The following is a 26,999-nucleotide window of genomic DNA, read 5'->3' as shown; positions in this document are numbered from 1 at the left end:
CGCTCATGGGGCTGCTCTGTGACGGGGTCTCAGGGCGGGCCCCCGCATCAGTCGTCCGTTTCCTCCGCGTCGCTCTCCTCTTCGAGCCCCTTCTGCAGGGCGAAGCCCTCGCCCGGGGCCAGCGTGCCGAGGATGCGCTCCAGATCCTCCACTGAGGCGAACTCGACAGTGATCTTGCCCTTCTTCTGCCCCAGATCGACCTTCACCCGGGTCTCGAAGCGGTCCGAGAGCCGGGTGGCCAGCTCGGACAGCGCCGGGGAGACCAGGGCACCGGCACGCGGCTTCCGGGCGCGCTGCGCCGACTGCGGCCGGGAGCCCATGAGGGTCACGATCTCTTCCACGTTCCGCACCGAGAGGCCCTCGGCGACGATGCGGTGCGCCAGTCGCTCCTGCTCCTCCGCGTCCTCCACGGAGAGCAACGCACGAGCGTGACCGGCGGACAGCACACCCGCCGCCACCCGGTTCTGCACCGCCGGCGAGAGCTTCAGCAGACGCAGGGTGTTGGAGACCTGCGGACGGGACCGTCCGATCCGGTCCGCCAGCTGATCGTGCGTGCAGTTGAAGTCCTTCAGCAGCTGGTCGTAGGCGGCCGCCTCTTCCAAGGGGTTCAGCTGCGCCCGGTGCAGGTTCTCCAGGAGTGCGTCCAGCAGAAGCTTCTCGTCGTCCGTGGCCCGCACGATCGCCGGGATCGCCTCAAGCCCCGCCTCACGGCAGGCCCGCCACCGGCGCTCACCCATGATGAGCTCGTAGCGCCCAGGACCCAGCTGCCGTACGACGACCGGCTGGAGGAGACCGACCTCCTTGATGGAGATGACGAGTTCTTCCAGCGCGTACTCGTCGAAGACCACACGCGGCTGCTGCGGGTTCGGGGTGATCGCGTCGAGAGGGATCTCCGCGAAGTACGCCCCGATGGGCGGCCCGGGCGTCTCCACGACGTCATAGGCCGACGGCTCCTCTGTTTCACGTGAAACAGCCGGCAGTGTGGCCACCTTCGCCGCGGCCACACCACGCTCGTTCAGACCGGGGACAGCCACCGGTGCCGTCGAGCCGGTCACCGCCGACTGCGCCGGCGTCTTCTCCGTGGGGGCGGCAGGGATCAGTGCGGCGAGACCACGGCCCAACCCCCTCCGTCGCTCATTCACTGGATCCCCTCCACCATGCTCGGACTGTTCTGAGCGCCGATATGAGCGTGGGTGGCGTCATAGCTGATCCCCACACCTCTCAGCGCGATCTCTCGGGCCGCCTCAAGATAGGAGAGGGCGCCGCTTGATCCTGGATCGTAGGTCAGCACCGTCTGCCCATAGCTCGGCGCCTCGGAGATACGGACCGAGCGAGGAATGCTCGTCCGCAGCACCTCGTCACCGAAGTGGGTGCGCACCTCTTCGGCGACCTGGGACGCCAGGCGCGTCCGGCCGTCGTACATGGTGAGCAGGATGGTCGACACATGCAGGGCGGGGTTGAGGTGCCCCCGCACCAGATCGACGTTGCGCAGCAGCTGGCCCAGTCCCTCCAGTGCGTAGTACTCGCACTGGATCGGGATCAGGACCTCAGCGCCCGCCACCATGGCGTTGACCGTCAGCAGGCCGAGCGAGGGCGGGCAGTCGATGAGGACGTAGTCCAGCGGCTGCTCATAGGCCTGGATGGCACGCTGCAGTCGGCTCTCTCGCGCCACCAGGGACACCAGCTCGATCTCCGCACCGGCGAGATCGATCGTGGCGGGGGCACAGAAGAGGCCTTCGACATCGGGAACCGGCTGGACGACTTCCGCGAGCGGGCGGCTCTCGACCAGCACGTCGTAGATGGACGGGACCTCGGCGTGATGGTCGATTCCCAGGGCCGTGGACGCGTTGCCCTGCGGGTCGAGGTCGACGACGAGGACACGGCCGCCGTGCAGGGCCAGGGACGCGGCAAGGTTCACCGTCGTGGTGGTCTTGCCGACGCCGCCCTTCTGGTTGGCGACCACGATGATCCGGGTCTGCTCCGGACGTGGCAGACCCTCGCCCGCGCGGCCCAGTGCTTCCACCGCCAGCTGGGCAGCACGACCGATCGGAGTGTCGTCCATCGGGGGCGGTGTTTCACGTGAAACATCCTCCCCCAAGGACTCGGTACGGGGACCGGGGACCGGATCGGCCATCGGTCCCGCGATGTTGGCGTCGGACCGCAAGGATTCACTCTCCTCGACTTCAAGCTCGCAATGAGCAGAGCCTGCCATGTCTTCAGGGTCGCGAACCAGTGAGGCCTGTTGTTCTGTGGAGAAATCCACCTCTGTGGACAACTCCACCCCCGCATCGAGTGAACCGAGGGGCTTTCGTTTGCGGGGTTCGGCCGCGGCGCGACCGCGGCCGATGATGCCGTGCAGCAGGGAGCGACGTTTCACGTGAAACACGATGCACAGCCCCTACGCCCGAACGGACGCGACACTCCGTCATACGTAGGTGGGCAGCTTGTGTGGAGTACGTTCAGCGTCGGCGGCGGGCCCGGCCCGTCCGGGCGGCCTTCGCCCGTTTGGCCGCGAACCGCACCCCACCGGGACTCTCCCCGACCTCGACCCGTACCACCGTGGAGAGCGGATCGACGACGTCCTCGCCCACCTGAAGGACCGAAGTCCCGACCGCGCCGAGCTTGCTCAGGGCGGTGGCCGCGCTCTTCAGCTCCTCCTCGGCGGTGTCGCCCTTGAGGGCGAGCATCTCGCCGTAGGGGCGCAGCAGCGGAATGCCCCAGGTGGCCAGACGGTCGAGGGGCGCCACGGCCCGGGCAGTCACCACATGGACGGGCGGAAGGGTGCCCATGACCTCCTCGGCACGGCCGCGGACCACGGTGACGTGGTCCAGACCGAGGAGCTCGACCACCTCGGTGAGGAAGTTCGTACGCCTCAGCAGTGGCTCCAGAAGAGTGATCTTCAGGTCCTCGCGCACCAGCGCCAGGGGGATGCCGGGCAGCCCGGCGCCCGAGCCCACATCGCACACGGTCACGCCCTCGGGCACGACCTCGGAGAGCACCGCGCAGTTGAGGATGTGCCGCTCCCACAGGCGTGGCACTTCGCGCGGGCCGATGAGACCGCGCTGCACACCGGCCTCGGCCAGGAGCTCGGCGTACCGGACCGCATCCGGGAAACGATCACCGAATACCTCGCGTGCCACCTCCGGCGCAGGGGGGAGCGCTGCTGCCTCCGTCACGGGGACCGTCCTTCCGTACCGCTTCGGCGCGTCCAGCGCCGACCACCAGAGAACCAGGCTGACAAAGACCGGCCCCGCCTGCGCTACAGACGGGGCCGGGGGTGACGTACGTAACGAATCTAGTCGGGGAGCACGACGACGAAGCGCTGCGGCTCCTCGCCCTCGGACTCGCTGCGCAGGCCCGCGGCCTTGACCGCGTCATGGACGACCTTGCGCTCGAAGGGCGTCATCGGCTTCAGCTTCACGGGCTCGCCGCTGTTCTTGGCGTCAGCCGCGGCCTTGGCACCCAGCTCGGAGAGCTCGGCACGCTTCTTGGCCCGGTAGCCGGCGATATCCAGCATCAGCCGGCTGCGGTCCCCGGTCTCCCGGTGGACGGCCAGGCGCGTCAGCTCCTGAAGCGCCTCCAGCACCTCGCCGTCCCGGCCGACCAGCTTCTGCAGATCACGGGTGCCGGAGTCACTGATGATCGACACCGCGGCACGGTCGGCCTCGACGTCCATGTCGATGTCGCCGTCGAGATCGGCGATGTCCAGCAGACCCTCAAGGTAGTCCGCCGCGATCTCGCCCTCCTGCTCCAGGCGGGTCAGGGTGTCTGCACCCTCGGCAGCGGAGGTGGTGCCTTCCGTCACGGGATGGGCTCCTTCTTACTTCTTGGACGGGGACTTGGGGCGCTGCGGGCCGCCCTTGCGCTGACCGGACTGGGCCTTGCTGCGGCCGTTCCCGGTTCCGGCCTGGGAGGCGGACGGCCGGGCGGCCCCGGAGGGCTTGTCGTCCTCGGGCTCGTCGGACTTGGTCAGCGAGGTCGTCTCACCGGCCGCCTTCGGGCCGCCGGACTGGCGCTGGGACTTGGACTGGCGCTTCGGCTGCTGGCGCTTGGCGGCGGCCGCGGACGTGGTGGTGCCGTCCTCGGCGGTCTCCACGACGGTCTGGGCGTCGCTCTTCACCACGGTGCCGTCGGTCTGGGCCGCGAGGCCCGCCTTGGCCAGACCGTTGATGAACTTGCGCTCGGCCTCGTTGCGGTCGCGGCCCTTGGCGACGATGGCCTTGATGATCGTCTTCTCGCTGCGGCGGCGGGTCTTGCCGGCGTGCGTCACGTGCTTGTACAGGCGATCCAGGTACGCGGCCTGGGCCTTGGACCCCGGGGTCGGGTTGTTGCGGATGACGTACATCTGCTGGCCCATGGTCCACACGTTGGTGGTCAGCCAGTAGACGAGGACACCGACGGGGAAGTTGATGCCGAAGACGGCGAACATGACGGGGAAGACGTACATCAGCATCTTCTGCTGCTGCATGAACGGCGTCTTCACCGAGGTGTCGACGTTCTTCGTCATCAGCTGGCGCTGGGTGAAGAACTGGGAGGCCGACATCAGGACGATCATGATGGCGGTGACGACCCGGACGTCCGTGAGCGAGGCACCGAGGGCCGAGGCCTCCGAGGCGCTGTCCGTGAACTTCGCGGCCAGGGGGGCACCGAAGATGTGCGCCTTCTGCGCGCTCTCCAGCAGGCTCTGGTTGATCACGCCGATGGTGTCACCGTTGGCGATGCCGTTGAGCACGTGGTAGAGGGCGAAGAAGAACGGGGACTGCGCCAGGATGGGAAGGCACGAGGAGAGCGGGTTGGTGCCCGTCTCCTTGTACAGCTTCATCATCTCTTCGGACTGACGCTGCTTGTCGTTCTTGTAGCGCTCCTGGATCTTCTTCATCTCGGGCTGGAGCGTCTGCATGGCCCGGGTCGCCTTGATCTGCTTCACGAAGAGCGGGATCAGGCAGATGCGGATCAGGATCACCAGAGACACGATCGACAGGCCCCAGGCCCATCCGGTGTCAGGGCCGAAGATCTTGCCGTACACCGTGTGGAACTGGACGATGACCCAGGAAACGGGTGTCGTGATGAAGCTGAAGAGGCTGGCAATCGTGTCCACTAATCATGCTCCTTGGGCATGGGACGGGGTCTCTGCGGCCGGGCTCGGGGAAACGCTCTCCCCGGTGGCCGTTTCGGCGGCGGAGGTCCCGCCCCTGCGTGCACGCCAGGCGTCCCGCAGCATTTCGTGCCACCGCGGGCGCTTCCGCGGCGGGACATGGTCCACACCCCCCAGCGACCAGGGGTTGCACCGCAGGATGCGCCAGGCGGTGAGTGCCGTTCCCTTGATCGCGCCGTGCCGGTCGATCGCTGTGTACCCGTAGTGGGAGCACGACGGGTAGTACTTGCACACGGGCCCGAGCAGTGGACTGATCGTCCACTGGTAGAGCTTGATCAGGGCCAGCAGCGGGTACTTCATCGCGCGCCCCCTCCCGAAAGCCGTTGAAGGGCGGCATCAAGGTCTTGGGCCAGCTGTGCGTGGTCGGCGTCACCCGCACCGGGCAGCGCCCGTACCACTACCAGGCTACCGGGGGGCAACAGAACGACTCGGTCACGCATCAGATGACGCAGTCTGCGCTTGACCTTGTTGCGGACGACCGCCCCGCCCACGGCCTTGCTCACGACGAAACCCGCACGCGTCGGGGGAGCGCTCTCCCCAGGCGCGTGCGGGTCCGTGGCACCGCTACGAAGGTGGACGACGAGCGTCGGGCGTCCGGCCCGACGGCCCCGTCGTACCGCGGTCGCGAAGTCCTCGCGCCGCCTCAGCCGGTTCTCGGTGGGCAGCACGACGGCATGACCTGACCGGGATCAGGCGGACAGACGGGCGCGACCCTTGCTGCGGCGGGACGCGAGGATCGCGCGGCCGGCACGGGTGCGCATACGCAGGCGGAAGCCGTGGGTCTTGGCGCGACGACGGTTGTTCGGCTGGAAGGTGCGCTTGCTCACTCGGGGGCTCCAGAAATCAATCGGTGTTGGCGGGTGCCGTCCTGGCTGTCACCGTGCGCCCACGAGTAGCTCTCGTTACGCCCGAGTGCACCGCTTCCCGATCACCTGACGCGATCTGTGCCCATCGGAGGCAGGCGGCAGCAGCCATCGACAACTCGACCTGGTTACGGTACGCGCGGCTGCGCCATCCGGTCAAACCAGGGGTCACCGGGAGACACTATCCACAGCCTGGGGACAACAACTTGAACCGCAGCCGCCGCCCTGACTACCGTGGCTGGACTCCGATTCGTTCCATTGACCCCTGGTTCCCGACCCGTCCCGCAACCACACGTGCGTGGGACCCCCCACGAGAGAGCGTGCCCTGTGGCTGACGTACCTGCCGATCTTGCCGCAGTGTGGCCACGCGTACTGGAGCAGCTCCTCGGGGGTGAGGGCCGCGGCCAGGGTGTCGAGGCGAAGGACGAGCACTGGATCCGGCGCTGCCAGCCGTTGGCGCTGGTGGCCGACACGGCCCTGCTCGCCGTGCCGAACGAGTTCGCCAAGGGCGTACTCGAAGGCCGGCTGGCACCGATCGTCAGCGAGACGCTGAGCCGTGAGTGCGGCCGCCCGATCCGTATCGCGATCACCGTCGACGACTCCGTCGGCGAGTCCCCGGCCCCGCCGGCGCCCCCGGTACAGCAGCAGCCGAAGCCGCGCTACGAGGAGCCCGAACTCCCGTCCGGCCCGTACGACAGCCCGTACGAGGAGCCCAAGGGCCGCTACGACAGCACGTACGACCCCTCCTACGACAGCGCGTACGACGGGAGCTACGGCCGGCACCGCGCCGAGCAGCTCCCGGGTCCCTCCGGCGAGGGCCCGCGCGGCGAGCAGCTGCCGACCGCGCGGCCCGCGTATCCGTCGGAGTACCAGCGTCCGGAGCCCGGCGCCTGGCCGCGGCCCCAGCAGGACGACTACGGCTGGCAGCAGCAGCGGCTGGGTTTCCCCGAGCGGGACCCCTACGCCTCGCCGTCCCAGGACCCCTACGGCTCGCCGTCCCCGGCCTCGTACGGGCAGCCGTCGCAGGACTACCGGCCGCAGTCGATGGAGCGGCCGCCGTACGACTCCGCGCCCTACGAGCCGAAGCGGCCCGAGTACGACCAGCGGGACGCGGGCCGGCGCGAGCTGCCCGAGCCGCCGGCCGGTTCCGGACCGCCGCAGCGGCCGGGGGTGCCCGGGGCGCCGGCCGCGCCGTCGGCGTCGGGGGGTGGGCCCGGTGAGCCGACCGCGCGCCTGAACCCGAAGTACCTCTTCGACACGTTCGTCATCGGCGCGTCCAACCGCTTCGCGCACGCGGCCGCGGTCGCCGTGGCCGAGGCGCCCGCGAAGGCGTACAACCCGCTCTTCATCTACGGCGAGTCCGGGCTCGGCAAGACGCACCTGCTGCACGCGATCGGACACTACGCGCGGAGCCTGTATCCCGGCACGCGCGTGCGGTACGTGAGCTCGGAGGAGTTCACCAACGAGTTCATCAACTCCATCCGCGACGGCAAGGGCGACAGCTTCCGCAAGCGGTACCGCGAGATGGACATCCTGCTCGTCGACGACATCCAGTTCCTCGCGGACAAGGAGTCGACGCAGGAGGAGTTCTTCCACACCTTCAACACGCTCCACAACGCCAACAAGCAGATCGTGCTGTCCAGCGACCGGCCGCCCAAGCAGCTGGTGACGCTGGAGGACCGGCTGCGGAACCGTTTCGAGTGGGGGCTGATCACCGACGTGCAGCCGCCCGAGCTGGAGACGCGGATCGCGATCCTGCGCAAGAAGGCGGTGCAGGAGCAGCTCAACGCCCCGCCGGAGGTGCTGGAGTTCATCGCCTCGCGGATCTCGCGCAACATCCGTGAGCTGGAGGGCGCGCTGATCCGGGTGACCGCGTTCGCCTCGCTCAACCGGCAGCCGGTGGACCTGGGGCTGACGGAGATCGTCCTGAAGGACCTGATCCCCGGTGGCGAGGACTCGGCGCCCGAGATCACCTCCACGGCCATCATGAGCGCCACCGCGGACTACTTCGGGCTCACCGTCGAGGACCTGTGCGGGACCTCGCGCGGGCGGGCGCTGGTGACGGCCCGGCAGATCGCCATGTATCTGTGCCGCGAGCTGACGGACCTCTCGCTGCCGAAGATCGGCGCGCTGTTCGGCGGCCGCGACCACACCACGGTCATGCACGCCGACCGCAAGATCCGCAATCTGATGGCCGAGCGGCGCTCCATCTACAACCAGGTGACCGAGCTGACGAACCGCATCAAGGCCGGCTGACCGCCGTACGAGGCCGCGCAGGGCGCCCCGGGAGCCGTCCCGGGGCGCCTTTCGCGTGTCCGGGGTGCGGTGACGCGTCCGGGGGGAGGCCGCGGGAAGGGTCCGGGAGGCCCGAAGAGGGCCGGGGAAGGCCCCGAAGAGGGCCGGGGAAGGCCCCGAAGCGGTCCGGGGGAGCCCCGGGGGAGGCCTGCGGGCGGTCCCTGCGTCGCGGCGGTCCGCCGTCCGTTGTTCGATTCCCGGCCGGGTTACGGCCTCTCTCCACAGATTCGGTGACTTTTTGCCGTCCACACCCTGGGGACTGGGAAGTTGTCCAGACTGTATCCACAGGCGAGCCTGTGGGAGGAGCATCCAGCCAGGTCAACAGGTTGTGGATTCGTGGACGAAGGACATCCACAGGCTGTGGACAAGAAAATGATCCACAGGGTGTGCACAAAGTTGTCCACCGGCAACCCACAGGCTGCGGCCGGTTGTCCCCAGCGATCAGCGGTTTCTCCACATGTCTGTCCACTGTTCGGCAAGCTGACGCGCCTCCTCACCGGGGCGAGTGAAAGGCGTCACACGAAGTTGCCAGGTTGGCCTGTGGGAAAGGTGGGTAAAGCTGGGGACGGTGCTGGGGAGAACTCGGCCCTCCCTGTGCACAGAGTGTGCAGAACTTTCCGTTCTCCACAGACGGGCCTGGTTATCCACCGGCTCCGCCCACAGGGCCAGTGGATAAAAAATCGCCTCTGAGCTGCGAAAACAGGGTTATCCACGGTATCCACAGGCCCTACTACTACTGACGACTAGAGAGAGCTCGGAATCCGTTTCGAAGTGGGTCCTGTGCACAACTCGCTCTCCGGCGTCCGGCTGCCCCTCGTCACGACTTGACCCCGAGAGGCACCTACTGTCAGTGCGGTGCGTCAGACTGGTCCCCGGGTGGTCCTTCCCTTCGCCGGGGCCGATCACACCGACACCAGACGACGAAGCCAGGCAGGGCGAGAAGCGCCGGCAACAGCAGGAGGCGGCAAGAGTGAAGATCCGGGTGGAACGCGACGTACTCGCGGAGGCAGTGGCCTGGGCGGCGCGCAGTCTCCCGGCCCGCCCGCCGGCGCCCGTCCTCGCGGGCCTGCTGCTGAAGGCCGAGGACGGCGCCCTGAGCCTGTCCAGCTTCGACTACGAGGTCTCGGCACGCGTGTCCGTGGAGGCCGAGGTCGAGGAGGAGGGCACGGTCCTCGTCTCCGGCCGTCTGCTCGCGGACATCTGCCGCGCGCTCCCCAACCGGCCGGTGGAGATCTCCACAGACGGTGTACGGGCGACGGTGGTCTGCGGCTCCTCGCGGTTCACCCTCCACACCCTGCCTGTGGAGGAGTACCCCTCGCTGCCCCAGATGCCGAACGCGACGGGCACCGTCCCCGGCGAGGTCTTCGCCTCGGCCGCCGCCCAGGTGGCCATCGCCGCCGGGCGTGACGACACGCTTCCCGTCCTCACCGGTGTGCGCATCGAGATCGAGGGCGACACCGTCACCCTCGCCTCCACCGACCGCTACCGCTTCGCGGTCCGTGAGTTCCTGTGGAAGCCGGAGAACCCGGACGCCTCCGCGGTCGCCCTGGTGCCCGCCAAGACGCTCCTGGACACCGCCAAGGCCCTCACGAGCGGCGACAGCGTCATCCTGGCGCTCTCCGGCTCGGGCTCCGGCGAGGGACTGATCGGCTTCGAGGGCGCGGGCCGCCGCACGACCACCCGGCTCCTCGAGGGCGACCTGCCCAAGTACCGCACGCTGTTCCCGACCGAGTTCAACTCCGTCGCCGTGATCGAGACCGCCCCCTTCGTGGAGGCCGTCAAGCGTGTGGCCCTGGTCGCCGAGCGCAACACCCCGGTGCGGCTCAGCTTCGAGCAGGGCGTGCTCATCCTGGAGGCCGGCTCCAGCGACGACGCACAGGCTGTGGAAAGGGTCGACGCGCAGCTGGAGGGCGACGACATCTCGATCGCCTTCAACCCGACCTTCCTGCTGGACGGCCTGAGCGCGATCGACTCCCCCGTCGCCCAGCTGTCCTTCACGACGTCCACCAAGCCCGCGCTGCTCAGCGGCAAGCCGGCGCTGGACGCCGAGGCCGACGACGCCTACAAGTACCTGATCATGCCGGTGCGGCTGAGCGGCTGAGCTGCCCGGTGTTGTCCACAGGTCGTGGAGAACTCCTCCCGACCTGTGGGCAAACCCGCAGGTGAGCCCGCGTCTGTGGGGCTACGTCTGAGCGCGTATGCCCACAGGTGTGCGTGACCGTCCGGGGCTAGGCTCGGACATGGGTACGAAGGTGCCCCACACGCCACACAGCGACCTAAGGAACAACTGATGGAGCTCGGTCTCGTCGGCCTCGGCAAGATGGGCGGCAACATGCGCGAGCGGATCCGCCGCGCGGGCCACACCGTCGTCGGATACGACCGCAACCCGGACCTCGCCGACGTCCACAGCCTCGAAGAACTCGTGGGCAGGCTCAAGGGCCCGCGCGTGGTGTGGGTGATGGTCCCGGCCGGCGCGGCCACGCAGTCGACGATCGACGAGCTGGCCGAGCTGCTGGAACCCGGCGACGTCGTCGTGGACGGCGGCAACTCCCGCTGGACGGACGACGAGAAGCACGCGCAGGAGCTGGCCGCCAAGGGCATAGGCTTCGTCGACTGCGGTGTCTCCGGGGGCGTCTGGGGCCTGGAGAACGGCTACGCGCTGATGTACGGCGGCGACGCGGAGAACGTCGCCAAGGTGCGGCCGGTGTTCGACGCGCTCAAGCCCGAGGGCGACTTCGGCTCGGTGCACGCCGGCAAGGTCGGCGCCGGCCACTTCGCCAAGATGGTCCACAACGGCATCGAGTACGCCATGATGCAGGCCTACGCCGAGGGCTGGGAGCTGCTGGAGAAGGTCGACTCCGTCACGGACGTGCGGGAGGTCTTCCGCTCCTGGCAGGAGGGCACCGTCATCCGGTCCTGGCTGCTCGACCTCGCGGTCAACGCCCTCGACGAGGACGAGCACCTCGACAAGCTCAAGGGCTTCGCCCAGGACTCCGGCGAGGGCCGCTGGACCGTCGAGGCCGCCATCGACAACGCCGTGCCGCTGCCCGCGATCACGGCCTCGCTGTTCGCGCGGTTCTCCTCCCGCCAGGAGGACTCCCCGCAGATGAAGATGATCGCGGCGCTCCGAAACCAGTTCGGCGGCCACGCGGTCGAGACGAAGTAACAGCCCGAGAACCCTGGGGAGGTCGGCGAACGACCATGCACGTCACGCATCTGTCGCTGGCCGACTTCCGCTCCTACGCCCGGGCCGAGGTCCCGCTCGACCCGGGCGTCACCGCCTTCGTCGGCCCCAACGGCCAGGGCAAGACCAACCTCGTCGAGGCCGTCGGCTATCTCGCCACCCTCGGCAGCCACCGGGTCGCCTCCGACGCGCCCCTGGTCCGCATGGGCGCCGACCGCGCGATCATCCGGGCACAGGTGCGGCAGGGCGAGCGGCAGCAGCTCGTCGAGCTGGAGCTGAACCCGGGCAGGTCCAACCGCGCCCGCATCAACCGGTCCTCGCAGGTCAGGCCCCGGGACGTGCTGGGCATCGTACGGACCGTGCTGTTCGCGCCCGAGGACCTCGCGCTGGTCAAGGGGGATCCCGGGGAGCGGCGGCGGTTCCTGGACGAGCTGATCACCGCGCGGTCGCCGCGGATGGCGGGTGTGCGCGCGGACTACGAGCGGGTCCTCAAGCAGCGCAACACCCTGCTGAAGTCCGCGGCGCTCGCACGGCGGCACGGCGCGCGCAGGGGGGCACCGGCCGCGCGAGCGGATGCGGGCCCGGGAGCGGACCTGTCGACGCTCGACGTGTGGGACCAGCATCTCGCGCGCGCGGGCGCCGAACTGCTCGCCCAGCGGCTCGACCTGGTCGCGGCGATCCAGCCGCTGGCCGACAAGGCGTACGAGCAGCTGGCGCCCGGCGGGGGTCCGCTGGCCCTGGAGTACCGGCCGTCGGCGCCCGGTGAGGCGCACACGCGCGAGGACCTCTACGCCCAGCTCATGGCGGCGCTCGCGGACGCCCGCAAGCAGGAGATCGAGCGGGGCGTCACCCTCGTGGGCCCGCACCGGGACGAACTGCTGCTCAAGCTCGGTCAGTTGCCGGCCAAGGGGTACGCCTCGCACGGCGAGTCCTGGTCGTACGCGCTCGCACTGCGGCTGGCCTCCTACGACCTGTTGCGGGCCGAGGGCAACGAGCCGGTGCTGGTGCTCGACGACGTCTTCGCCGAGCTGGACGCGCGCCGCCGGGAGCGGCTGGCCGAGCTGGTGGCGCCGGGGGAACAGGTGCTGGTGACCGCGGCGGTCGACGACGACGTACCGCATGTCCTGAGCGGGGCGCGGTACGCCGTGGCGGACGGGACGGTGGAACGCCTGTGACCGAGCAGGAACCCCGCAGGACCCCCGAGCCCTCCGGCGTCGACCTCGCGCGCGTGGCGTTGAGGGCGGCGCGCGAACAGGCACGCGCGCGGGGCGATGCCGCGCAGCAGAAGAAGCAGGTGCGGCGCGGGGGCGGTCTGCGCTCCGGCGCGCGGGCGGACGGGCGCGACCCGATGGCGCTGGGCGCGGCGATCAACCGGCTGCTGAACGAGCGCGGCTGGGAGGCGCCGGCCGCGGTGGGCGGCGTGATGGGGCGCTGGCCGGAGATCGTCGGCGAGGACGTGGCCAAGCACTGTGTGCCGGAGCGGTACGACGAGGACGAGCGGGTCCTGGTCGTGCGCTGCGACTCCACGGCCTGGGCGACGAATCTGCGGCTGCTGGCGCCGACCCTGGTCGCCCGGCTCAACGAGGACCTCGGACACGGCCGGGTCAGACAGATCAAGGTGCAGGGTCCCGGCGGCCCCGTGCGCCGCTACGGCCCGCTGCGCGCCCCCGGATCCACCGGCCCGGGCGACACCTACGGGTGATCTGCGTCACGTGAGGACGGCCGGGTGGCACGCGCGTACCGCCCCGGCCGTCTTTTCGTATGTCCGGAACGTGCCCGCCGTGGCTCCGGAAGGTGCCCGCGGGAGGCTGCCGGGGCGCTCCGCCGGGCGGCCGTCATCCGCCCACAGCCTGTGGACAAGCACGCAAACCGCCCGCACAGGGGGCCGATTTCCGACCTGACCCGTCGGTAGCCAAGGGTTGACACCCGGAAGCGCTGAGTGCCTCCGTGAGCCCCTTGAAGCCCCCTTCCGTATATCGGGACCCGTCGGAGACCGGTTGAGGGCGGCACATCCGGACTCAGGTACCGGCAAACCCCCATCACTGTCAGTGCTACCGGTAGACTGGAAGCCAATCCCGCCCCGAACGTGGGGACCGCCCGGGACAAGCTGAGCAACGCTGATCAAGGCTTACCAACGCAACATGCCGCAGCCGCCCCGGCAACCTGCCGAGGAGCCTGGCTCGTGCTGTGCCAGAAAGGGCGCTTCGTGGCCGATTCCGGCAACCCCAACGAGAACAACCCGTCCACCGACGCCGGCGCGAGCCGCGAGGTCACCGCCTCGTACGACGCCAGCGCCATCACCGTCCTCGAGGGCCTGGACGCGGTCCGCAAGCGCCCCGGTATGTACATCGGCTCCACGGGCGAGCGCGGTCTCCACCACCTCGTGTACGAGGTCGTGGACAACTCCGTCGACGAGGCGCTGGCCGGTCACGCCGACACGATCGACGTGACGATCCTGGCCGACGGCGGGATCCGCGTCATCGACAACGGCCGTGGCATCCCGGTCGGCATCGTGCCCTCCGAGGGCAAGCCGGCCGTCGAGGTCGTGCTGACCGTGCTGCACGCGGGCGGCAAGTTCGGCGGCGGCGGCTACGCGGTCTCCGGCGGTCTGCACGGCGTCGGCGTCTCCGTCGTGAACGCCCTGTCGTCGAAGGTCGCCGTCGAGGTGAGGACCGACGGCCACCGCTGGACGCAGGACTACAAGATGGGCGTCCCCACGGCGCCCCTCGCCCAGCACGAGGCCATCACGGAGACCGGCACCTCGGTCACCTTCTGGGCCGACCCGGACATCTTCGAGACCACCGAGTACTCGTTCGAGACGCTCTCCCGGCGCTTCCAGGAGATGGCGTTCCTCAACAAGGGTCTGACGATCAAACTCGCGGACGAGCGCGAGTCGGCCAAGGCCGTCACCGGTGCGGACGAGGCGGGCGCGGACGAGAAGTCCGAGGTCAAGAGCGTCACGTACCACTACGAGGGCGGCATCGTCGACTTCGTGAAGTACCTCAACTCCCGCAAGGGAGACCTCGTGCACCCGACGGTCATCGACCTCGAGGCCGAGGACAAGGAGCGCGCCCTCTCCCTCGAGGTCGCGATGCAGTGGAACAGCGGTTACAGCGAGGGCGTGTACTCCTTCGCCAACATCATCCACACGCACGAGGGCGGCACCCACGAGGAGGGCTTCCGCGCGGCCCTGACCAACCTGGTCAACAAGTACGCGCGCGACAAGAAGCTGCTCCGCGAGAAGGACGACAACCTCACGGGCGACGACATCCGCGAGGGGCTGACCGCGATCATCTCGGTCAAGCTGAGCGAGCCGCAGTTCGAGGGCCAGACCAAGACCAAGCTGGGCAACACCGAGGCCAAGACCTTCGTCCAGAAGGCGGTCTACGAGCACCTCCAGGACTGGCTGGACCGCAACCCCGTCGAGGCGGCGGACATCGTCCGCAAGGGCATCCAGGCGGCCACCGCGCGCGTGGCGGCCCGCAAGGCCCGCGACCTGACGCGCCGCAAGGGCCTGCTGGAGTCGGCCTCCCTGCCGGGCAAGCTCTCCGACTGCCAGTCGAACGACCCCACCAAGTGCGAGATCTTCATCGTCGAGGGTGACTCCGCCGGCGGCTCGGCCAAGTCCGGCCGCAACCCGCAGTACCAGGCGATCCTCCCGATCCGCGGCAAGATCCTCAACGTCGAGAAGGCCAGGATCGACAAGATCCTGCAGAACCAGGAGATCCAGGCGCTCATCTCGGCCTTCGGCACCGGCGTGCACGAGGACTTCGACATCGAGAAGCTGCGCTATCACAAGATCATCCTGATGGCGGACGCCGACGTCGACGGCCAGCACATCAGCACCCTGCTGCTGACCTTCCTGTTCCGCTTCATGCGGCCGCTGGTCGAGGCCGGACACGTGTACCTCTCCCGCCCGCCGCTCTACAAGATCAAGTGGGGCCGGGACGACATCGAGTACGCGTACTCCGACCGGGAGCGTGACGCGCTGATCGAGATGGGCCGCCAGCGCGGCAAGCGCGTGCGCGAGGACTCGATCCAGCGCTTCAAGGGACTCGGCGAGATGAACGCCGAGGAACTGCGCGTGACCACCATGGACCAGGAGCACCGCGTCCTCGGCCAGGTCACCCTCGACGACGCCGCCCAGGCCGACGACCTGTTCTCGGTCCTCATGGGCGAGGACGTCGAGGCACGCCGCGCCTTCATCCAGCGCAACGCCAAGGACGTCCGCTTCCTCGACATCTGAGTCGGTCTCAGCTGACCGCACCAGGAAGGATCCTCACCGGCAATGACCGACGAGAACACTCCCGTCACCCCTGAAGAGGGCGGCGACATCGCCATGCGCATCGAGCCCGTCGGGCTCGAGACGGAGATGCAGCGCTCGTACCTCGACTACGCGATGTCCGTCATCGTCTCGCGTGCGCTGCCCGACGTCCGGGACGGTCTCAAGCCCGTCCACCGCCGGGTGCTGTACGCCATGTACGACGGCGGCTACCGCCCCGAGCGCGGCTTCTACAAGTGCGCCCGCGTCGTCGGCGACGTCATGGGCAACTACCACCCCCACGGCGACTCCTCGATCTACGACGCGCTGGTCCGTCTCGCCCAGCCGTGGTCGATGCGCATGCCGCTCGTCGACTCCAACGGCAACTTCGGCTCCCCGGGCAACGACCCGGCGGCCGCCATGCGGTACACCGAGTGCAAGATGGCGCCGCTGTCGATGGAGATGGTCCGTGACATCGACGAGGAGACCGTCGACTTCACGGACAACTACGACGGCCGCTCCCAGGAGCCGACCGTCCTGCCCGCCCGCTTCCCGAACCTGCTGATCAACGGCTCGGCGGGTATCGCGGTCGGCATGGCGACCAACATCCCCTCGCACAACCTGCGCGAGGTCGCGGCCGGCGCCCAGTGGTACCTGGAGAACCCGGACGCCTCGCACGAGGAGCTGCTGGACGCCCTCATCGAGCGCATCAAGGGCCCCGACTTCCCGACCGGCGCCCTGGTCGTCGGCCGCAAGGGCATCGAGGAGGCCTACCGCACGGGCCGCGGCTCGATCACCATGCGGGCGGTCGTCGAGGTCGAGGAGATCCAGAACCGCCAGTGCCTGGTGGTCACGGAGCTGCCCTATCAGGTCAACCCCGACAACCTCGCGCAGAAGATCGCCGACCTGGTGAAGGACGGCAAGATCGGCGGCATCGCGGACGTCCGTGACGAGACGTCCTCGCGCACCGGCCAGCGCCTGGTCATCGTGCTCAAGCGCGACGCGGTCGCCAAGGTCGTCCTGAACAACCTGTACAAGCACACGGACCTGCAGACGAACTTCGGCGCCAACATGCTGGCCCTGGTCGACGGCGTCCCGCGCACGCTGTCCCTCGACGCGTTCATCCGCCACTGGGTGACGCACCAGATCGAGGTCATCGTCCGCCGTACGCGCTTCAGGCTGCGCAAGGCCGAGGAGCGCGCGCACATCCTGCGCGGCCTGCTGAAGGCCCTGGACGCCATCGACGAGGTCATCGCGCTGATCCGGCGCAGCGACACCGTCGACATCGCGCGCACGGGCCTGATGGAACTCCTGGAGATCGACGAGATCCAGGCGAACGCCATCCTCGAGATGCAGCTGCGCCGACTGGCCGCCCTGGAGCGTCAGAAGATCGTCCAGGAGCACGACGAACTCCAGGCGAAGATCAACGAGTACAACGAGATCCTCGCCTCGCCCGTCCGCCAGCGCGGCATCGTCAGCGCCGAACTGGCCGCGCTCGTCGAGAAGTTCGGCGACGACCGCAAGACCATGCTGGTGCCCTACGACGGTGACATGTCCATCGAGGACCTGATCGCCGAGGAGGACATCGTCGTCACGGTCTCGCGCGGCGGTTACGTCAAGCGGACCAAGACCGTTGACTACCGGGCGCAGAAGCGCGGCGGCAAGGGCGTGCGCGGCACGAAGCTGAAGGAAGACGACATCGTCGACCACTTCTTCGTCTCCACCACGCACCACTGGCTGCTGTTCTTCACCAACAAGGGCCGGGTGTACCGCGCGAAGGCGTACGAGCTGCCCGACGCCGGCCGGGACGCGCGCGGCCAGCACGTCGCGAACCTGCTGGCCTTCCAGCCGGACGAGGCGATCGCCGAGATCCTCGCCATCCGCGACTACGAGGCGGCGCCGTACCTGGTCCTGGCCACCAAGGGCGGCTTGGTCAAGAAGACGCCGCTGAAGGATTACGATTCGCCCCGTTCCGGCGGTGTCATCGCGATCAACCTCCGTGAGACGGAGGACGGTTCCGACGACGAACTGATCGGTGCCGAACTGGTCTCGGCGGACGACGATCTGCTGCTGATCAGCAAGAAGGCACAGTCGATCCGCTTCACCGCCACGGACGAAACGCTTCGCCCCATGGGCCGTGCCACCTCGGGTGTCAAGGGCATGAGCTTCCGCGAGGGCGACGAGCTGCTCTCGATGAATGTTGTTCGACCCGGTACGTTCGTGTTCACTGCCACAGACGGCGGGTACGCGAAGCGGACCGGCGTCGACGAGTACCGCGTCCAGGGCCGCGGCGGCCTCGGTATCAAGGCCGCCAAGATCGTGGAGGACCGCGGTTCGCTCGTCGGCGCGCTGGTGGTCGAGGAGACGGACGAGATCCTCGCCATCACGCTGTCGGGCGGTGTGATTCGTACGCGAGTCAACGAGGTCAGGGAGACGGGCCGTGACACCATGGGCGTCCAACTGATCAACCTGGGCAAGCGCGATGCCGTGGTCGGTATCGCGCGGAACGCCGAGGCGGGGCGCGAGGCGGAGGAGGTCGACGGCGACGTGGCCGTGGACGAGACCGCCGAGGGAGCCGCGAGCAGCGGCACGGACGAGGGTGAGGCGCCCTCGGCCGAGTAGGCACGAGGAGTGAGTCATCGTGAGCGGAGCCACGGGCGCCGGTACGTCTGCCGGCACGGACAAGAACGGCGGCGGCCGTGGCTCCGCCGCGCCGGAGGGGGACGCGCGCACGACCGGCGCGCGGGGCGCGGAGGGACGTGAGCAGGACACGCACACGACCCAGCTGAAGGCGATCAAGCCGACGGCTGCCGACGCCCCCTCCTCCTCGTCCGAGACGCAAGGATCCAGGGGATCCCAGGGGGGAACCGTGACGGACACCCGAGGTCCGCAGGCGCAGCAGCCGGCCTCACCGCTGCCCGGCGACCGGCAGGCCCAGCAGCCCGCCGCGGGGCCTTATCACCCGCCGCAGGTCTACCCGGCCGAGGCGACGCCGCCGGGTACGGTACGGCGTCCGCGTACCGGCGTCGGCGCGCGGACCGTGCCGCGGGTGCGCAAGGCGCGGCTGCGGGTGGCCAAGGTCGACCCGTGGTCGGTGATGAAGGTCAGCTTCCTGCTGTCGATCGCGCTGGGTATCTGCACGATCGTCGCGGCGGCTGTGCTGTGGATGGTCATGGACGCGATGGGCGTCTTCTCGACGGTCGGCGGCACCATCTCCGAGGCCACCGGCTCCAACGAGGCCAACGGCTTCGATCTGCAGTCCTTCCTGTCGCTTCCCCACGTCCTGACGTTCACGGCGATCATCGCGGTCATCGACGTCGTCCTGGCGACGGCCCTCGCGACCCTCGGCGCGTTCATCTACAACATCTCCGCCGGCTTCGTCGGCGGAGTGGAGCTGACGCTCGCCGAGGACGAGTGAACGCCCGCTGAACCCGTCGTGGGCGGTCCCCCGACAACCGATTTTGGGACTGCCCACGTCGTGCGCTAATCTTCAGGAGTCAGCGCGCGGGACACACACCGCACAGCGCGGCGGGGCTATAGCTCAGTTGGTTAGAGCGCATCCCTGATAAGGATGAGGCCACAGGTTCAAATCCTGTTAGCCCCACCAGCGAGAAGACCCCCGGACCATCGGTCCGGGGGTCTTCTTGGCGTGCGCCGCTGTTTCACGTGAAACGGCGTGGCCGGTGCCAGGGCACGGAGGCAGCAAAACGCCCGGTCGCTGGCGACGGGGGATGCACCAGCGACCGGGCTTGGGCCAAGGCTAACAAGTGTGGTTGATCAACGGGGGGTGACTGGTCGGACGGAGTAGTGAGTTGTGATCGGGATCACTCATGGGGTGGGTCCGGGCCCGGAGGATCGTACGAAGTGGACCGTGGTCGGTCCCGGCAGGTCTGGATAGCTGACGAGGTGTCAGTTATGGTCGCCCTGCCGTGCCGATGCGGCGATACGGAAGGGGTGAGCGCCATGGAGACCCGACAGGCCCGACAGGGCAGTCCCCGGAGTCCACAGCCGCCGGGGGACCCGCGCTGGGTCGCGATGTTCCACGACCCGTCCTCGGACTCCTGGCGACCCGCCGCCGAATCGCCCGACCGCGCCCCCGTGCTGTACGCGATGGGCGAGATGGCCCAGGCCAAGCGGGCGCGGGGGGACACGGTGACGGTGGCCCTGTGGGGTCCGAAGGGCGGCGCATGGCACCTCTTCGACCCGGCCGGCGCCCCGGCCCCCGCTGCGGCGCCCACGGCCGAGAGGCCGGTGGCGGCCTCTCCCACCAAGCTCGCCGAGCGACTGGGGGACCGTCGGCACCAGGTGCTCATGGCCGGACTGAGCAAGGCGGGCCTCTACGACCTCACCCCGGACGACGCCACGGCCGTACGGGACCTGGTGGACCGGGTCGACGAGACCACCCTGCGCCGGGTGGCCCACTGGCTGGCCGTCGCGGGTCGGTCCGCCGGGTAGGTCCGCCGGGTAGGTCCGGCCGAGGGGCCGGTGCTCGTGCGCCGGAAGGTCACTCGGGGGTCCTGGGGGGCGTACGGGCGGACCTGGTCCGTCGTACGGCCCTCGTGGATCACCCAGTGCCACTCCCGGCCTGGTGTGTACATGCGGCGAAGGCCCGGTCGCTGGGGAGCTGCCGGGCCTGCATCGTGCGGTCTGTACGCAAGTCGCCGTCACGTCGAACGTCGGTGTTGCTGCTCGGTACTGCTCGGTGGGTACGCCTCGGTACTGCTCGGTACGTCTCGATACCGCTCGTGCTGTCGGTGCCCCTCAGCGCTGGATCGGGATCGACGGCTCGGCCGCTTCCGCGAGGTCGCGATCCGGGTCCCGGTCGCTGTCGCGGTCGCAGTCCGCGTCCTGCTCGGCCGCGTCCGCGTCGTCGAGGGAGCTGTGGCGGCAGCTGGGGGACTTGCCGTGGGCCTCGGCGAGGATGCGCTGCTTCATGGTGGGGGGCAGGGAGCGGGTCTGGAACCAGTCCCAGGTGGGGGCGGCCGGAGAGGTCGTGACCGGCCCGCGCGGACGTTCACCGGCGGGACTCACCGAGCCGACGCCCCGGCTGCCGGCCCTCCCCGTGGAGGGGATCTCGCCTGCGGCGCTCGTACCGCGGGGGCTCGACGCATCGGGGCTCGACGCCTCGGGGCTCGCGGCGCGCACGCCGCCGGCGCGGCTGCTCTCGCTGGGTGCGGGGCGCCGGCCTCCGGGGCTCGACCCGCCCGCGCTCTGGGCTCCCGCGCTCTCGGCGCTCTCGGTGCGCGGGCTCTCGGCGCCGCCGGTCTTCTCGGCGTCCGTGTGCGTCGGTCCCGTCTGTGCCGTCGCGGTCGCGGCGGTCGAAGCGACGAAGCCGAGCGCCGTGCACAGCGCGAGGAACGCGGTGACGATGGCGGTCCACAGCTTCATGACCTGGTTCACGGTCATGCCCCTCACCTTCAGGTTGGGCGATTTGCGTACTTTGCTCATCATGTGTATGGCGAGCGGGAACCGGGGGACCGACGCACACGACGGGGCGATGTTCCGATGAACACCACTCGTATGGGCGCACCGGGCGAAATGAGTCGCAGGGCACCGGAAGAAGGGAGTTGGGAGGCCGGCGCAGGTCACCGATCGGTATCGGTCGGTGTGTATAGTCGGGCGCCAGAGGTCCCCTACGTCAAGGAAAGACGAGGTCGCGCGGTGAAGAAGCTGCTCCTGGTCGCACTGGCCGCCATCGGCGGTCTCCTCGTGTACCGGCAGATCCAGGCGGATCGCGCCGAGCAGGACCTGTGGACGGAGGCCACCGACTCCGTGCCCACGGGTTCGTGAGCACCGACACCAGAGACTGAGATCGAGATCAGACCCCGGCCGCCGCAGCGGTCGGGGTTTTGCGTTCCCGCCCCCCGCTCGGCTTCCGGTTGCGGAGGTTCCGGTTTGCGGATAGAGGCGGGCGTTCCGGACGCTCGCGGGGAATGCGGGGGCGGCGGCCGGGGCGGCGGGGCAGGATGGGCCACGTTCGGACCAAGGCGAGGGGGCGGGTTCTGATGGCCCGGCGTACGGGGGGTACGGGGCGCGCGGCGATGGTGCTGCGCGCCGTGGTCCTGGGGCTGCTGCTCGGGTCGACGGTCCCGGCGCCGGCCGCCGTCGCCGCGCCGGACGTCCCGTCGTACGCCTTCGCCGACGACGTCCGCGAGGCCCGTGCCGCGACCGGCGCCGCCGGCGCCGCACGGCTGGAGCCCGGAGCGACGTACAGAAGCACGCTCGACGGCGGCAGCAAGGCGTACTACCGCCTCGAACTCGACGACGCGAGCACCGCGTACGTCGCCGTCACCGCGATCCCCCGCCCCGGGAGCACCCCCGCCGTCGGCGACGGCATCACGGTCTCCGTGCAGGACGCCGACAGCAGAAGCTGTTCCTTCGAGTCGGCGACGATCGGCGCCGCGCGCAGCCCGCAGCCCGTGACGGCCTGGGGCGCGCGCGAGATCCGGTCCGGCAAGGGGCTGTGCCAGAGGGCGGGCACGTACTACGTGGTCGTCGAGCGGTCGGACACCGGCACCGGGGAGACCGCCGAGGACCCCTGGGAGCTGGAACTCGCGCCCGTCACCGAGCCCCCGCTCGCCGCGACCGACGACACGGGCACGCCCCGTGCCTGGGACTCCGCGACCCCCGCACCGCCGTCCGGTGAGCCGGTCGCGCGGCCCGGCGGCGCCGGTTTCAGCGTGGCGACCGCCGTCGGGCAGGGCGTCTGGCGCGACGAGGTGGTCCCCGGGGAGACCGTCTTCTACCGGGTGCCCGTCGACTGGGGGCAGCAGCTGTACGCCGAGGCGGACCTGGCCGGCGGCACCACGGGCAGCGCCTCGGGGACCGGTGCCGGAGCCGGCAGCGGATACACGGTCGACGCGTTGGAGCTGACCCTCTACAACCCCGTACGCGCCAAGGTGGTGGCGCGGGGCACCGGATACGGCGGCACCCAGAAGTCGGCCGCCCTGGATCCCGTTCCGCCCGTCCGGTACGCCAACCGGTACGCGCCCACCGACCCGCAGAACAGTCTGCGCTTCGCCGGCTCCTACTACCTCGTCGTCCACCTCTCCACCCAGGTCGCCGAGCAGTTCGGCGACGGCCCCTACGAGGTGACCCTGCGGGTCCGTCTCGGGGGTACCCCGGAGTCCGGGCCGGGGTACCTGGGCCGGCCCGTGCCCCGCGGGGTCTTCGGCACCGACACGGGGTCGGGGCCGTCCGGGGGATCAACGGCGGGCGGGGACGACCCCGTGATGCGGGCCGTCGCGGCGGCAGGCTTCGGCACGGGCAGCGCCCTGCTGCTGTTCCTCGGCGGCTGGACCCTGATCGCCCGCCGCCGGGCCTCCGCTCAGATCCGCGTCAGCGCCCAGAACCCGACGGCGTAACAGGCCAGCGCGAGCAGGAGCACCGGCACGGTGACCCTGACGGGCGGACCCGGCCGCCGCTGCCGCACCGCCCGGTGCCCCCGCGGCCGGGACGCCTCCGCCACCGGGTCCTGAGCGGTGTAGGAGGCGGTCGCGGTGGCCGTGGCGGCACGCGGGCCGGGGGACGGCAGGAGGGGGAGGGTGGGGTCGTAGGGGGCGGGGGGCGGCGTCGGCGTGGGCGTGGCTGAGGGCGTGGGTGTGGGCGTGGCGGTGACCGTCGGGAGCGGGGGCGGGAGGTGGAAGCTGCCGGTGTCCGACATCGATGGTGTCGGCGTCGGCGTCGGGGTGGGGGTGACCGTCGGGGGGTGTGCGGGCGGCCGTGGGGGGACTGGGCCCACGGGGCCGGAGAGCGAGGGCGTCGGCGTGGACGCCGTGTGAGGGGACGTTTCGCCTGGACCCGCCGGGGCGGACGGGCCGGGGGGCGTGAGGGGCCGCGCGGGCAGGGAATCCGTGCCAGGACGGGCGTGCCCGGGGAGAGCGTCCGGTCGTACGGGAAAGGAGCCGTCGGGGGGAGTGGTCGGCCGGGCGGGCAGGATGCGCTCACCGGTCGATCCGGTGGGACCGGTGGGACCGGTGTGGCCGGTACGGCTTCTGGGGCCGGTGGGGCCGGTAAGGCCTATGGGGCTGGTGCGGCCAGTGTGATTCCTGGGCCCCGGATGCCCCAGGCGGTCCGTCAGGGGTCCCTCGGGGCCGAACCCCTGGGGAAGGGGCCCGAGTTGGTCGAATATCTCGATGAGTTCGTCGTCGGGGCCGGGTTCCGGCAGGAGTTCCGCGGTCGCCGCCAGCGCCTTGCGCGCCCCCGTGGCCGTACGGAAGCGGGCCTGCGGGTCGGGTTGCAGCAGCATGGCGACGACCTGCCAGAGCGGATCCGGAATCCCCTTGGGGGCGCCCGGAGTTCCGTGCTCGGCGAAGTACTTGACCAGCGCCTTGGCGTCCGGCTTGGCGCCTTCGAGGAGGTACAGCGCGACGAGTCCCACGGCGAACAGGTCGGCGGGGAAGTCCGGCTCGGCGCCCATCATCTGCTCGGGCGCGAGGTAACCGGGCGTCCCCACCACGAGGTTGGTCTCCGTCAGGCGCGGTTCGCCGAGCCGCATCGCGATACCGAAGTCGGACAGCCTGAGCCGGGGGCGGGCGGTGCCGGTGGCTTCGAGGAGGACGTTCGCCGGTTTGATGTCACGGTGGACCACGCCCTCCGCGTGCACGGCGGCGAGCCCGGACAGAAGCTGGTCCAGCAGGCCGCAGACGAACGCGGGCGGCAGCGGACCGTAGTCGTTGACGAGGTGGACCAGCGAACCGCCGGCCACCAGGTCCATGGTGAACAGCACCTTGTCGTCGTCGGCGGCCCAGCTGGCCGGCGCGAGCACATGCGGGTGGTCGATCCGCAGCCCCTGTTCGCGGACGAACCGCAGCAAGGAGTGCGCGTCCCGCTGCTGGAGCACCTTCGCGGCCACGTACCGGCGGCGGCGGTGGTCCCAGGCGCGCCAGACCGCGCCGACCCCTCCGCGCCCGATCGGGTCGGCCAGTTCGTACCGTCCGGCGAAGACCTCACCCATGGCAGTGCGTCGCTCCTCCCCCTCGAGGGTCGTCCCCCCGCTACCCCCTCGCTACCCCCGTGGCGAGCGATGGACCCCCGTGTCCCCGCGGTCCTGTGGGAAGGTCTCCCCGGCCCCTCGGGTATGTCCCCTGTGCCCCCGTATGCGTCCCCCGTGTTCCCCCGTACTCGTCCCCCGTGTACCCCCGTACTCGTCCCCCGTGGTCCCCCGTACTCTTCCCCTACGTACCCCGTACTCGTCCCCCGTGGGTCCCCCGTGTTCCCCCGTACTCGTCCCCCACGTACTCCGTACTCGTCCCCCGTGTACCCGTACCGGTGCCCCCTGCACCCGTAGTGGTCTCCCCGAGTACTCCCATGACCGTCCCCCGACGGCCGGGTGCGTGCGTCCGGTGCCGAACCCCCTTCAGCGACCGGGCGGACGACTCAGCTCTGGTGGGACTGGTAGTGCGTCACGGCGTCCGAGGTGCGGCCGGCCCCGTACACCCGGAGGAACTCCGCCAGTTCCGGGTGGCTCGAGGCGAGAGTGTCGGCGGCGTCGATTATGTCGCCGGCGGCGGCCACCGAGCGCAGCAGCGACTGGATCTCCCGGACCACCCGCTTCACCGTGGGAGCGCCCGAACTGCTCGTCGTGGTGGTGGTGTTGCTGAGCACGGAGCCCCCCTGCGAGCGCTTGATCTCGTCCATCCGCTCGGTCGCCTCGGCGGCGCTGACGCTGCCGTCCGCGACCTGTCCGGCCAGCTCCTGGAGCAGCTGCACGCGCTGCACCACGGCCGGGTTGCCGATCTTCGCCCGCTGACCGCTCATCAGCTGGGACAGCATCGGGGCCGACAGCCCCAGCACCCCCGCGAGACGAGCCTGGTTGAGGCCGAGATCGTCGATGAGCTTACGGAAGAGCGCCCCCAGCGGCTCCCCGTACCAGTTCCGCTGAAGTTCCCGCGCTCTCGCGGTCGCTTCCTGTTGTGCGGCGTCCATTGCGTCTCCCCATCGCTTCCCCAGAACATCCACGGTTCGCTGTAGCGAACCACGTCGAGCATCTTACGGAGAGTGGTCATTCACGGGGACCCCCAATCTTTTTGCGAGATACCCCCGGTGACCCGGTACTCTGGTCTGCGGCGGCCGTCGGGACGAGTTCCCGGCCGGGCGTCCCTTCCGGGGCCTTAGCTCAGTTGGTAGAGCGCTGTCTTTGCATGGCAGATGTCAGGGGTTCGACTCCCCTAGGCTCCACACCCGAAAAGCCCCTCTGATCTGCACAAACGCAGAGCAGAGGGGCTTTTCTCGGGTTGTCTCGGTTCTCTCGGGTTGTCTCGGGTTCTCTGGTGTGGGGCCTCGGTGGGTGGCGGGCGGTGGCGCCCGACCGGTCGGACGGGCGAGCCCGCCCTGTCCGGAAGGACACGACGGGCCACGAACTCCGGTCGAACTCCGGTCGAACCCCGGACGAACCCCGGACGAACTCCGGTCGCCCGGCGTCCCGTTCGTACGGCGTCCCCCAGCCGTCAGCCGCGGTCGTCGTCGCGGGGCGCCGCCTCCTCCTCGGCCTGCTTGGCCTGCACCTCCGGGTCCAGGGCGGCACCGCTGCCGTCCACCGAGGACAGCCCGCCGCCGGCGGGGACCTCCGTGGGGGCGGGCGGTTCGACCAGCCAGTCGGGGTTGGCCTGCTTGTCCCACCACTTCCAGGCCGCGAAGGCGCCTCCGGCGACCGCCCCGCACACCAGCAGGATCCGGGCGGCCCGGCCGGCCCGGGCCTGCCGCCGGTGCCTGCGCACGAGCCGCTCGATCTCCTTCGGTGTCACCTGGCCGCGCAGCGCGGCCACCGCGGCGACGCCGCGGGCTGCGGCCTCGCCCGTCACGGGGGCGGCCGCGGCGACCACCTGCTCGATCCGCGGCCGGGTGTAATCGGCGGCCAGCCGGGTGTAATCGGCGGCCTGCCGGGAGTACTCGGCGGCCTGCCGTGCGGCGATCCGGGTCCGGACGGCCGCCTCGTGCGCGGCCTGGTCGACCTTCGGCGGTACATGCGTCCTCGCCAGTTCCAGCCGGGGCGCGACATGGGTGTCGTACTGGGTGCGGGCCTGCTCGGCGGCCAGGGACACCCTGGGCGCGAGCCGTTCCCGGGCCTCCTGCGCGTACTGCGCGGCCCTTTCCTTGGCCGTGTCGGCGTAGGGCGCCACCACTTCCGCGGCGTGCAGCACGCTGTCCTTCGCCGAGCCGGTCGCGGCGCGCACGCTGTCGATGCGGGTCACGGGTTCCTCCTCCTCGGTGGCGTACGGTAATTCGACTTTCCACCCTTTT

At 70.1% G+C, this 26,999-nt stretch carries 22 protein-coding genes, 2 tRNA genes and 1 pseudogene; 13 read left to right on the top strand and 12 right to left on the bottom strand.

The window, feature by feature from the left end; all coding sequences use genetic code 11:
* Positions 1-47 precede the first annotated feature (47 nt).
* The 8 genes from AQJ58_RS28715 to rpmH all read right to left on the bottom strand — a co-directional run bounded on the left by AQJ58_RS28715 (position 48) and on the right by rpmH (position 5,982).
* Positions 48-1,142 (bottom strand): ParB/RepB/Spo0J family partition protein, encoded by a 1,095-nt coding sequence (locus AQJ58_RS28715; protein WP_067255407.1) that lies wholly within the window; start codon positions 1,140-1,142, stop codon positions 48-50.
* Positions 1,139-2,212 carry an AAA family ATPase gene (locus AQJ58_RS28710; protein WP_079079325.1) on the bottom strand — a complete coding sequence of 358 codons (1,074 nt, stop codon included), beginning with the start codon at positions 2,210-2,212 and terminating at the stop codon, positions 1,139-1,141. Before AQJ58_RS28710 ends, AQJ58_RS28715 begins: the two co-directional genes overlap by 4 nt.
* Positions 2,213-2,459: 247 nt before the next feature.
* Entirely contained in the window at positions 2,460-3,176 is a 717-nt protein-coding gene (gene rsmG, locus AQJ58_RS28705) for a 16S rRNA (guanine(527)-N(7))-methyltransferase RsmG (RefSeq protein ID WP_067255404.1), read from the bottom strand.
* Between the two features lie 119 nt (positions 3,177-3,295).
* Complete coding sequence (locus AQJ58_RS28700) at positions 3,296-3,805, bottom strand: Jag family protein (protein ID WP_055632124.1); 510 nt, start codon at positions 3,803-3,805, stop codon at positions 3,296-3,298.
* 15 nt (positions 3,806-3,820) lie between these two features.
* On the bottom strand, positions 3,821-5,098 hold the full coding sequence (yidC, locus tag AQJ58_RS28695) for a membrane protein insertase YidC (RefSeq protein WP_067255402.1): 1,278 nt from the start codon (positions 5,096-5,098) through the stop codon (positions 3,821-3,823).
* 3 nt (positions 5,099-5,101) lie between these two features.
* Positions 5,102-5,455, bottom strand: coding sequence for a membrane protein insertion efficiency factor YidD (yidD, locus tag AQJ58_RS28690; protein ID WP_067255400.1), 354 nt, complete (start codon positions 5,453-5,455; stop codon positions 5,102-5,104).
* Positions 5,452-5,823, bottom strand: a complete 372-nt coding sequence (gene rnpA / locus AQJ58_RS41670; RefSeq protein WP_079079303.1) for a ribonuclease P protein component — start codon at positions 5,821-5,823, stop codon at positions 5,452-5,454. Before rnpA ends, yidD begins: the two co-directional genes overlap by 4 nt.
* Before the next feature lie 21 nt (positions 5,824-5,844).
* Positions 5,845-5,982, bottom strand: coding sequence for a 50S ribosomal protein L34 (gene rpmH / locus AQJ58_RS28680; RefSeq protein WP_003956500.1), 138 nt, complete (start codon positions 5,980-5,982; stop codon positions 5,845-5,847).
* Positions 5,983-6,345: 363 nt separating this feature from the next.
* On the opposite strand from rpmH, the gene dnaA reads away from it, so the two are divergent.
* From dnaA to AQJ58_RS28630, 10 genes are all read left to right on the top strand, one after another.
* On the top strand, positions 6,346-8,274 hold the full coding sequence (dnaA, locus tag AQJ58_RS28675; protein WP_079079302.1) for a chromosomal replication initiator protein DnaA: 1,929 nt from the start codon (positions 6,346-6,348) through the stop codon (positions 8,272-8,274).
* A 1,009-nt stretch (positions 8,275-9,283) separates the two neighbouring features.
* Positions 9,284-10,414, top strand: a complete 1,131-nt coding sequence (gene dnaN, locus AQJ58_RS28670; protein ID WP_067255394.1) for a DNA polymerase III subunit beta — start codon at positions 9,284-9,286, stop codon at positions 10,412-10,414.
* Positions 10,415-10,603: 189 nt separating this feature from the next.
* Positions 10,604-11,479: a phosphogluconate dehydrogenase (NAD(+)-dependent, decarboxylating) gene (gnd, locus tag AQJ58_RS28665; RefSeq protein WP_067255392.1), complete on the top strand. Its 876-nt coding sequence runs from the start codon at positions 10,604-10,606 to the stop codon at positions 11,477-11,479.
* A gap of 35 nt (positions 11,480-11,514) precedes the next feature.
* The gene (gene recF, locus AQJ58_RS28660) at positions 11,515-12,672 is read left to right on the top strand and encodes a DNA replication/repair protein RecF (RefSeq protein ID WP_067255391.1); all 1,158 of its coding nucleotides are present in this window, start codon (positions 11,515-11,517) and stop codon (positions 12,670-12,672) included.
* A complete protein-coding gene (locus AQJ58_RS28655) occupies positions 12,669-13,199 on the top strand; it encodes a DciA family protein (RefSeq protein ID WP_067255389.1) in 531 nt (176 codons plus the stop codon). The genes recF and AQJ58_RS28655 overlap by 4 nt, the downstream gene beginning before the upstream one ends.
* Before the next feature lie 480 nt (positions 13,200-13,679).
* Entirely contained in the window at positions 13,680-15,743 is a 2,064-nt protein-coding gene (gyrB, locus tag AQJ58_RS28650) for a DNA topoisomerase (ATP-hydrolyzing) subunit B (protein ID WP_067255388.1), read from the top strand.
* 42 nt (positions 15,744-15,785) lie between these two features.
* Positions 15,786-18,380 carry a DNA gyrase subunit A gene (gyrA, locus tag AQJ58_RS28645; RefSeq protein WP_067255386.1) on the top strand — a complete coding sequence of 865 codons (2,595 nt, stop codon included), beginning with the start codon at positions 15,786-15,788 and terminating at the stop codon, positions 18,378-18,380.
* 19 nt (positions 18,381-18,399) lie between these two features.
* Positions 18,400-19,176 (top strand): DUF3566 domain-containing protein, encoded by a 777-nt coding sequence (locus AQJ58_RS28640; protein ID WP_067255385.1) that lies wholly within the window; start codon positions 18,400-18,402, stop codon positions 19,174-19,176.
* A 112-nt stretch (positions 19,177-19,288) separates the two neighbouring features.
* Positions 19,289-19,365 (top strand) — tRNA-Ile (locus AQJ58_RS28635).
* A gap of 356 nt (positions 19,366-19,721) precedes the next feature.
* Positions 19,722-20,213: a hypothetical protein gene (locus AQJ58_RS28630; RefSeq protein WP_067255384.1), complete on the top strand. Its 492-nt coding sequence runs from the start codon at positions 19,722-19,724 to the stop codon at positions 20,211-20,213.
* A 306-nt stretch (positions 20,214-20,519) separates the two neighbouring features.
* On the opposite strand, the pseudogene AQJ58_RS44905 reads toward AQJ58_RS28630, so the two are convergent.
* A pseudogene (locus tag AQJ58_RS44905) lies at positions 20,520-20,714 on the bottom strand (DUF6344 domain-containing protein); the annotation flags it as partial.
* 705 nt (positions 20,715-21,419) lie between these two features.
* Here AQJ58_RS44905 and AQJ58_RS44900 point away from each other — a divergent pair.
* Complete coding sequence (locus tag AQJ58_RS44900) at positions 21,420-21,548, top strand: DLW-39 family protein (RefSeq protein WP_003999697.1); 129 nt, start codon at positions 21,420-21,422, stop codon at positions 21,546-21,548.
* Between the two features lie 215 nt (positions 21,549-21,763).
* Complete coding sequence (locus tag AQJ58_RS28620) at positions 21,764-23,122, top strand: hypothetical protein (RefSeq protein WP_079079300.1); 1,359 nt, start codon at positions 21,764-21,766, stop codon at positions 23,120-23,122.
* Here the strand turns inward: AQJ58_RS28620 and AQJ58_RS28615 are convergent.
* Complete coding sequence (locus AQJ58_RS28615; RefSeq protein ID WP_067255381.1) at positions 23,086-24,714, bottom strand: serine/threonine-protein kinase; 1,629 nt, start codon at positions 24,712-24,714, stop codon at positions 23,086-23,088. The genes AQJ58_RS28620 and AQJ58_RS28615 overlap by 37 nt on opposite strands.
* A 422-nt stretch (positions 24,715-25,136) precedes the next feature.
* Entirely contained in the window at positions 25,137-25,685 is a 549-nt protein-coding gene (locus AQJ58_RS28610) for a helix-turn-helix domain-containing protein (RefSeq protein WP_067255380.1), read from the bottom strand.
* A 179-nt stretch (positions 25,686-25,864) separates the two neighbouring features.
* On the opposite strand from AQJ58_RS28610, the gene AQJ58_RS28605 reads away from it, so the two are divergent.
* Positions 25,865-25,937, top strand: a tRNA-Ala gene (locus AQJ58_RS28605).
* Positions 25,938-26,206: 269 nt separating this feature from the next.
* Here the strand turns inward: AQJ58_RS28605 and AQJ58_RS28600 are convergent.
* Positions 26,207-26,950, bottom strand: a complete 744-nt coding sequence (locus tag AQJ58_RS28600) for a DUF5324 family protein (RefSeq protein WP_067255379.1) — start codon at positions 26,948-26,950, stop codon at positions 26,207-26,209.
* Positions 26,951-26,999: the final 49 nt, after the last annotated feature.

The sequence above is a fragment of the Streptomyces sp. DSM 15324 genome (genome assembly GCF_001514285.1).
Lineage (GTDB): Bacteria > Actinomycetota > Actinomycetes > Streptomycetales > Streptomycetaceae > Streptomyces.
The sequence above is the reverse complement of the archived record's forward strand: the minus strand, read 5'-3'. Positions and strand labels throughout refer to the sequence as shown.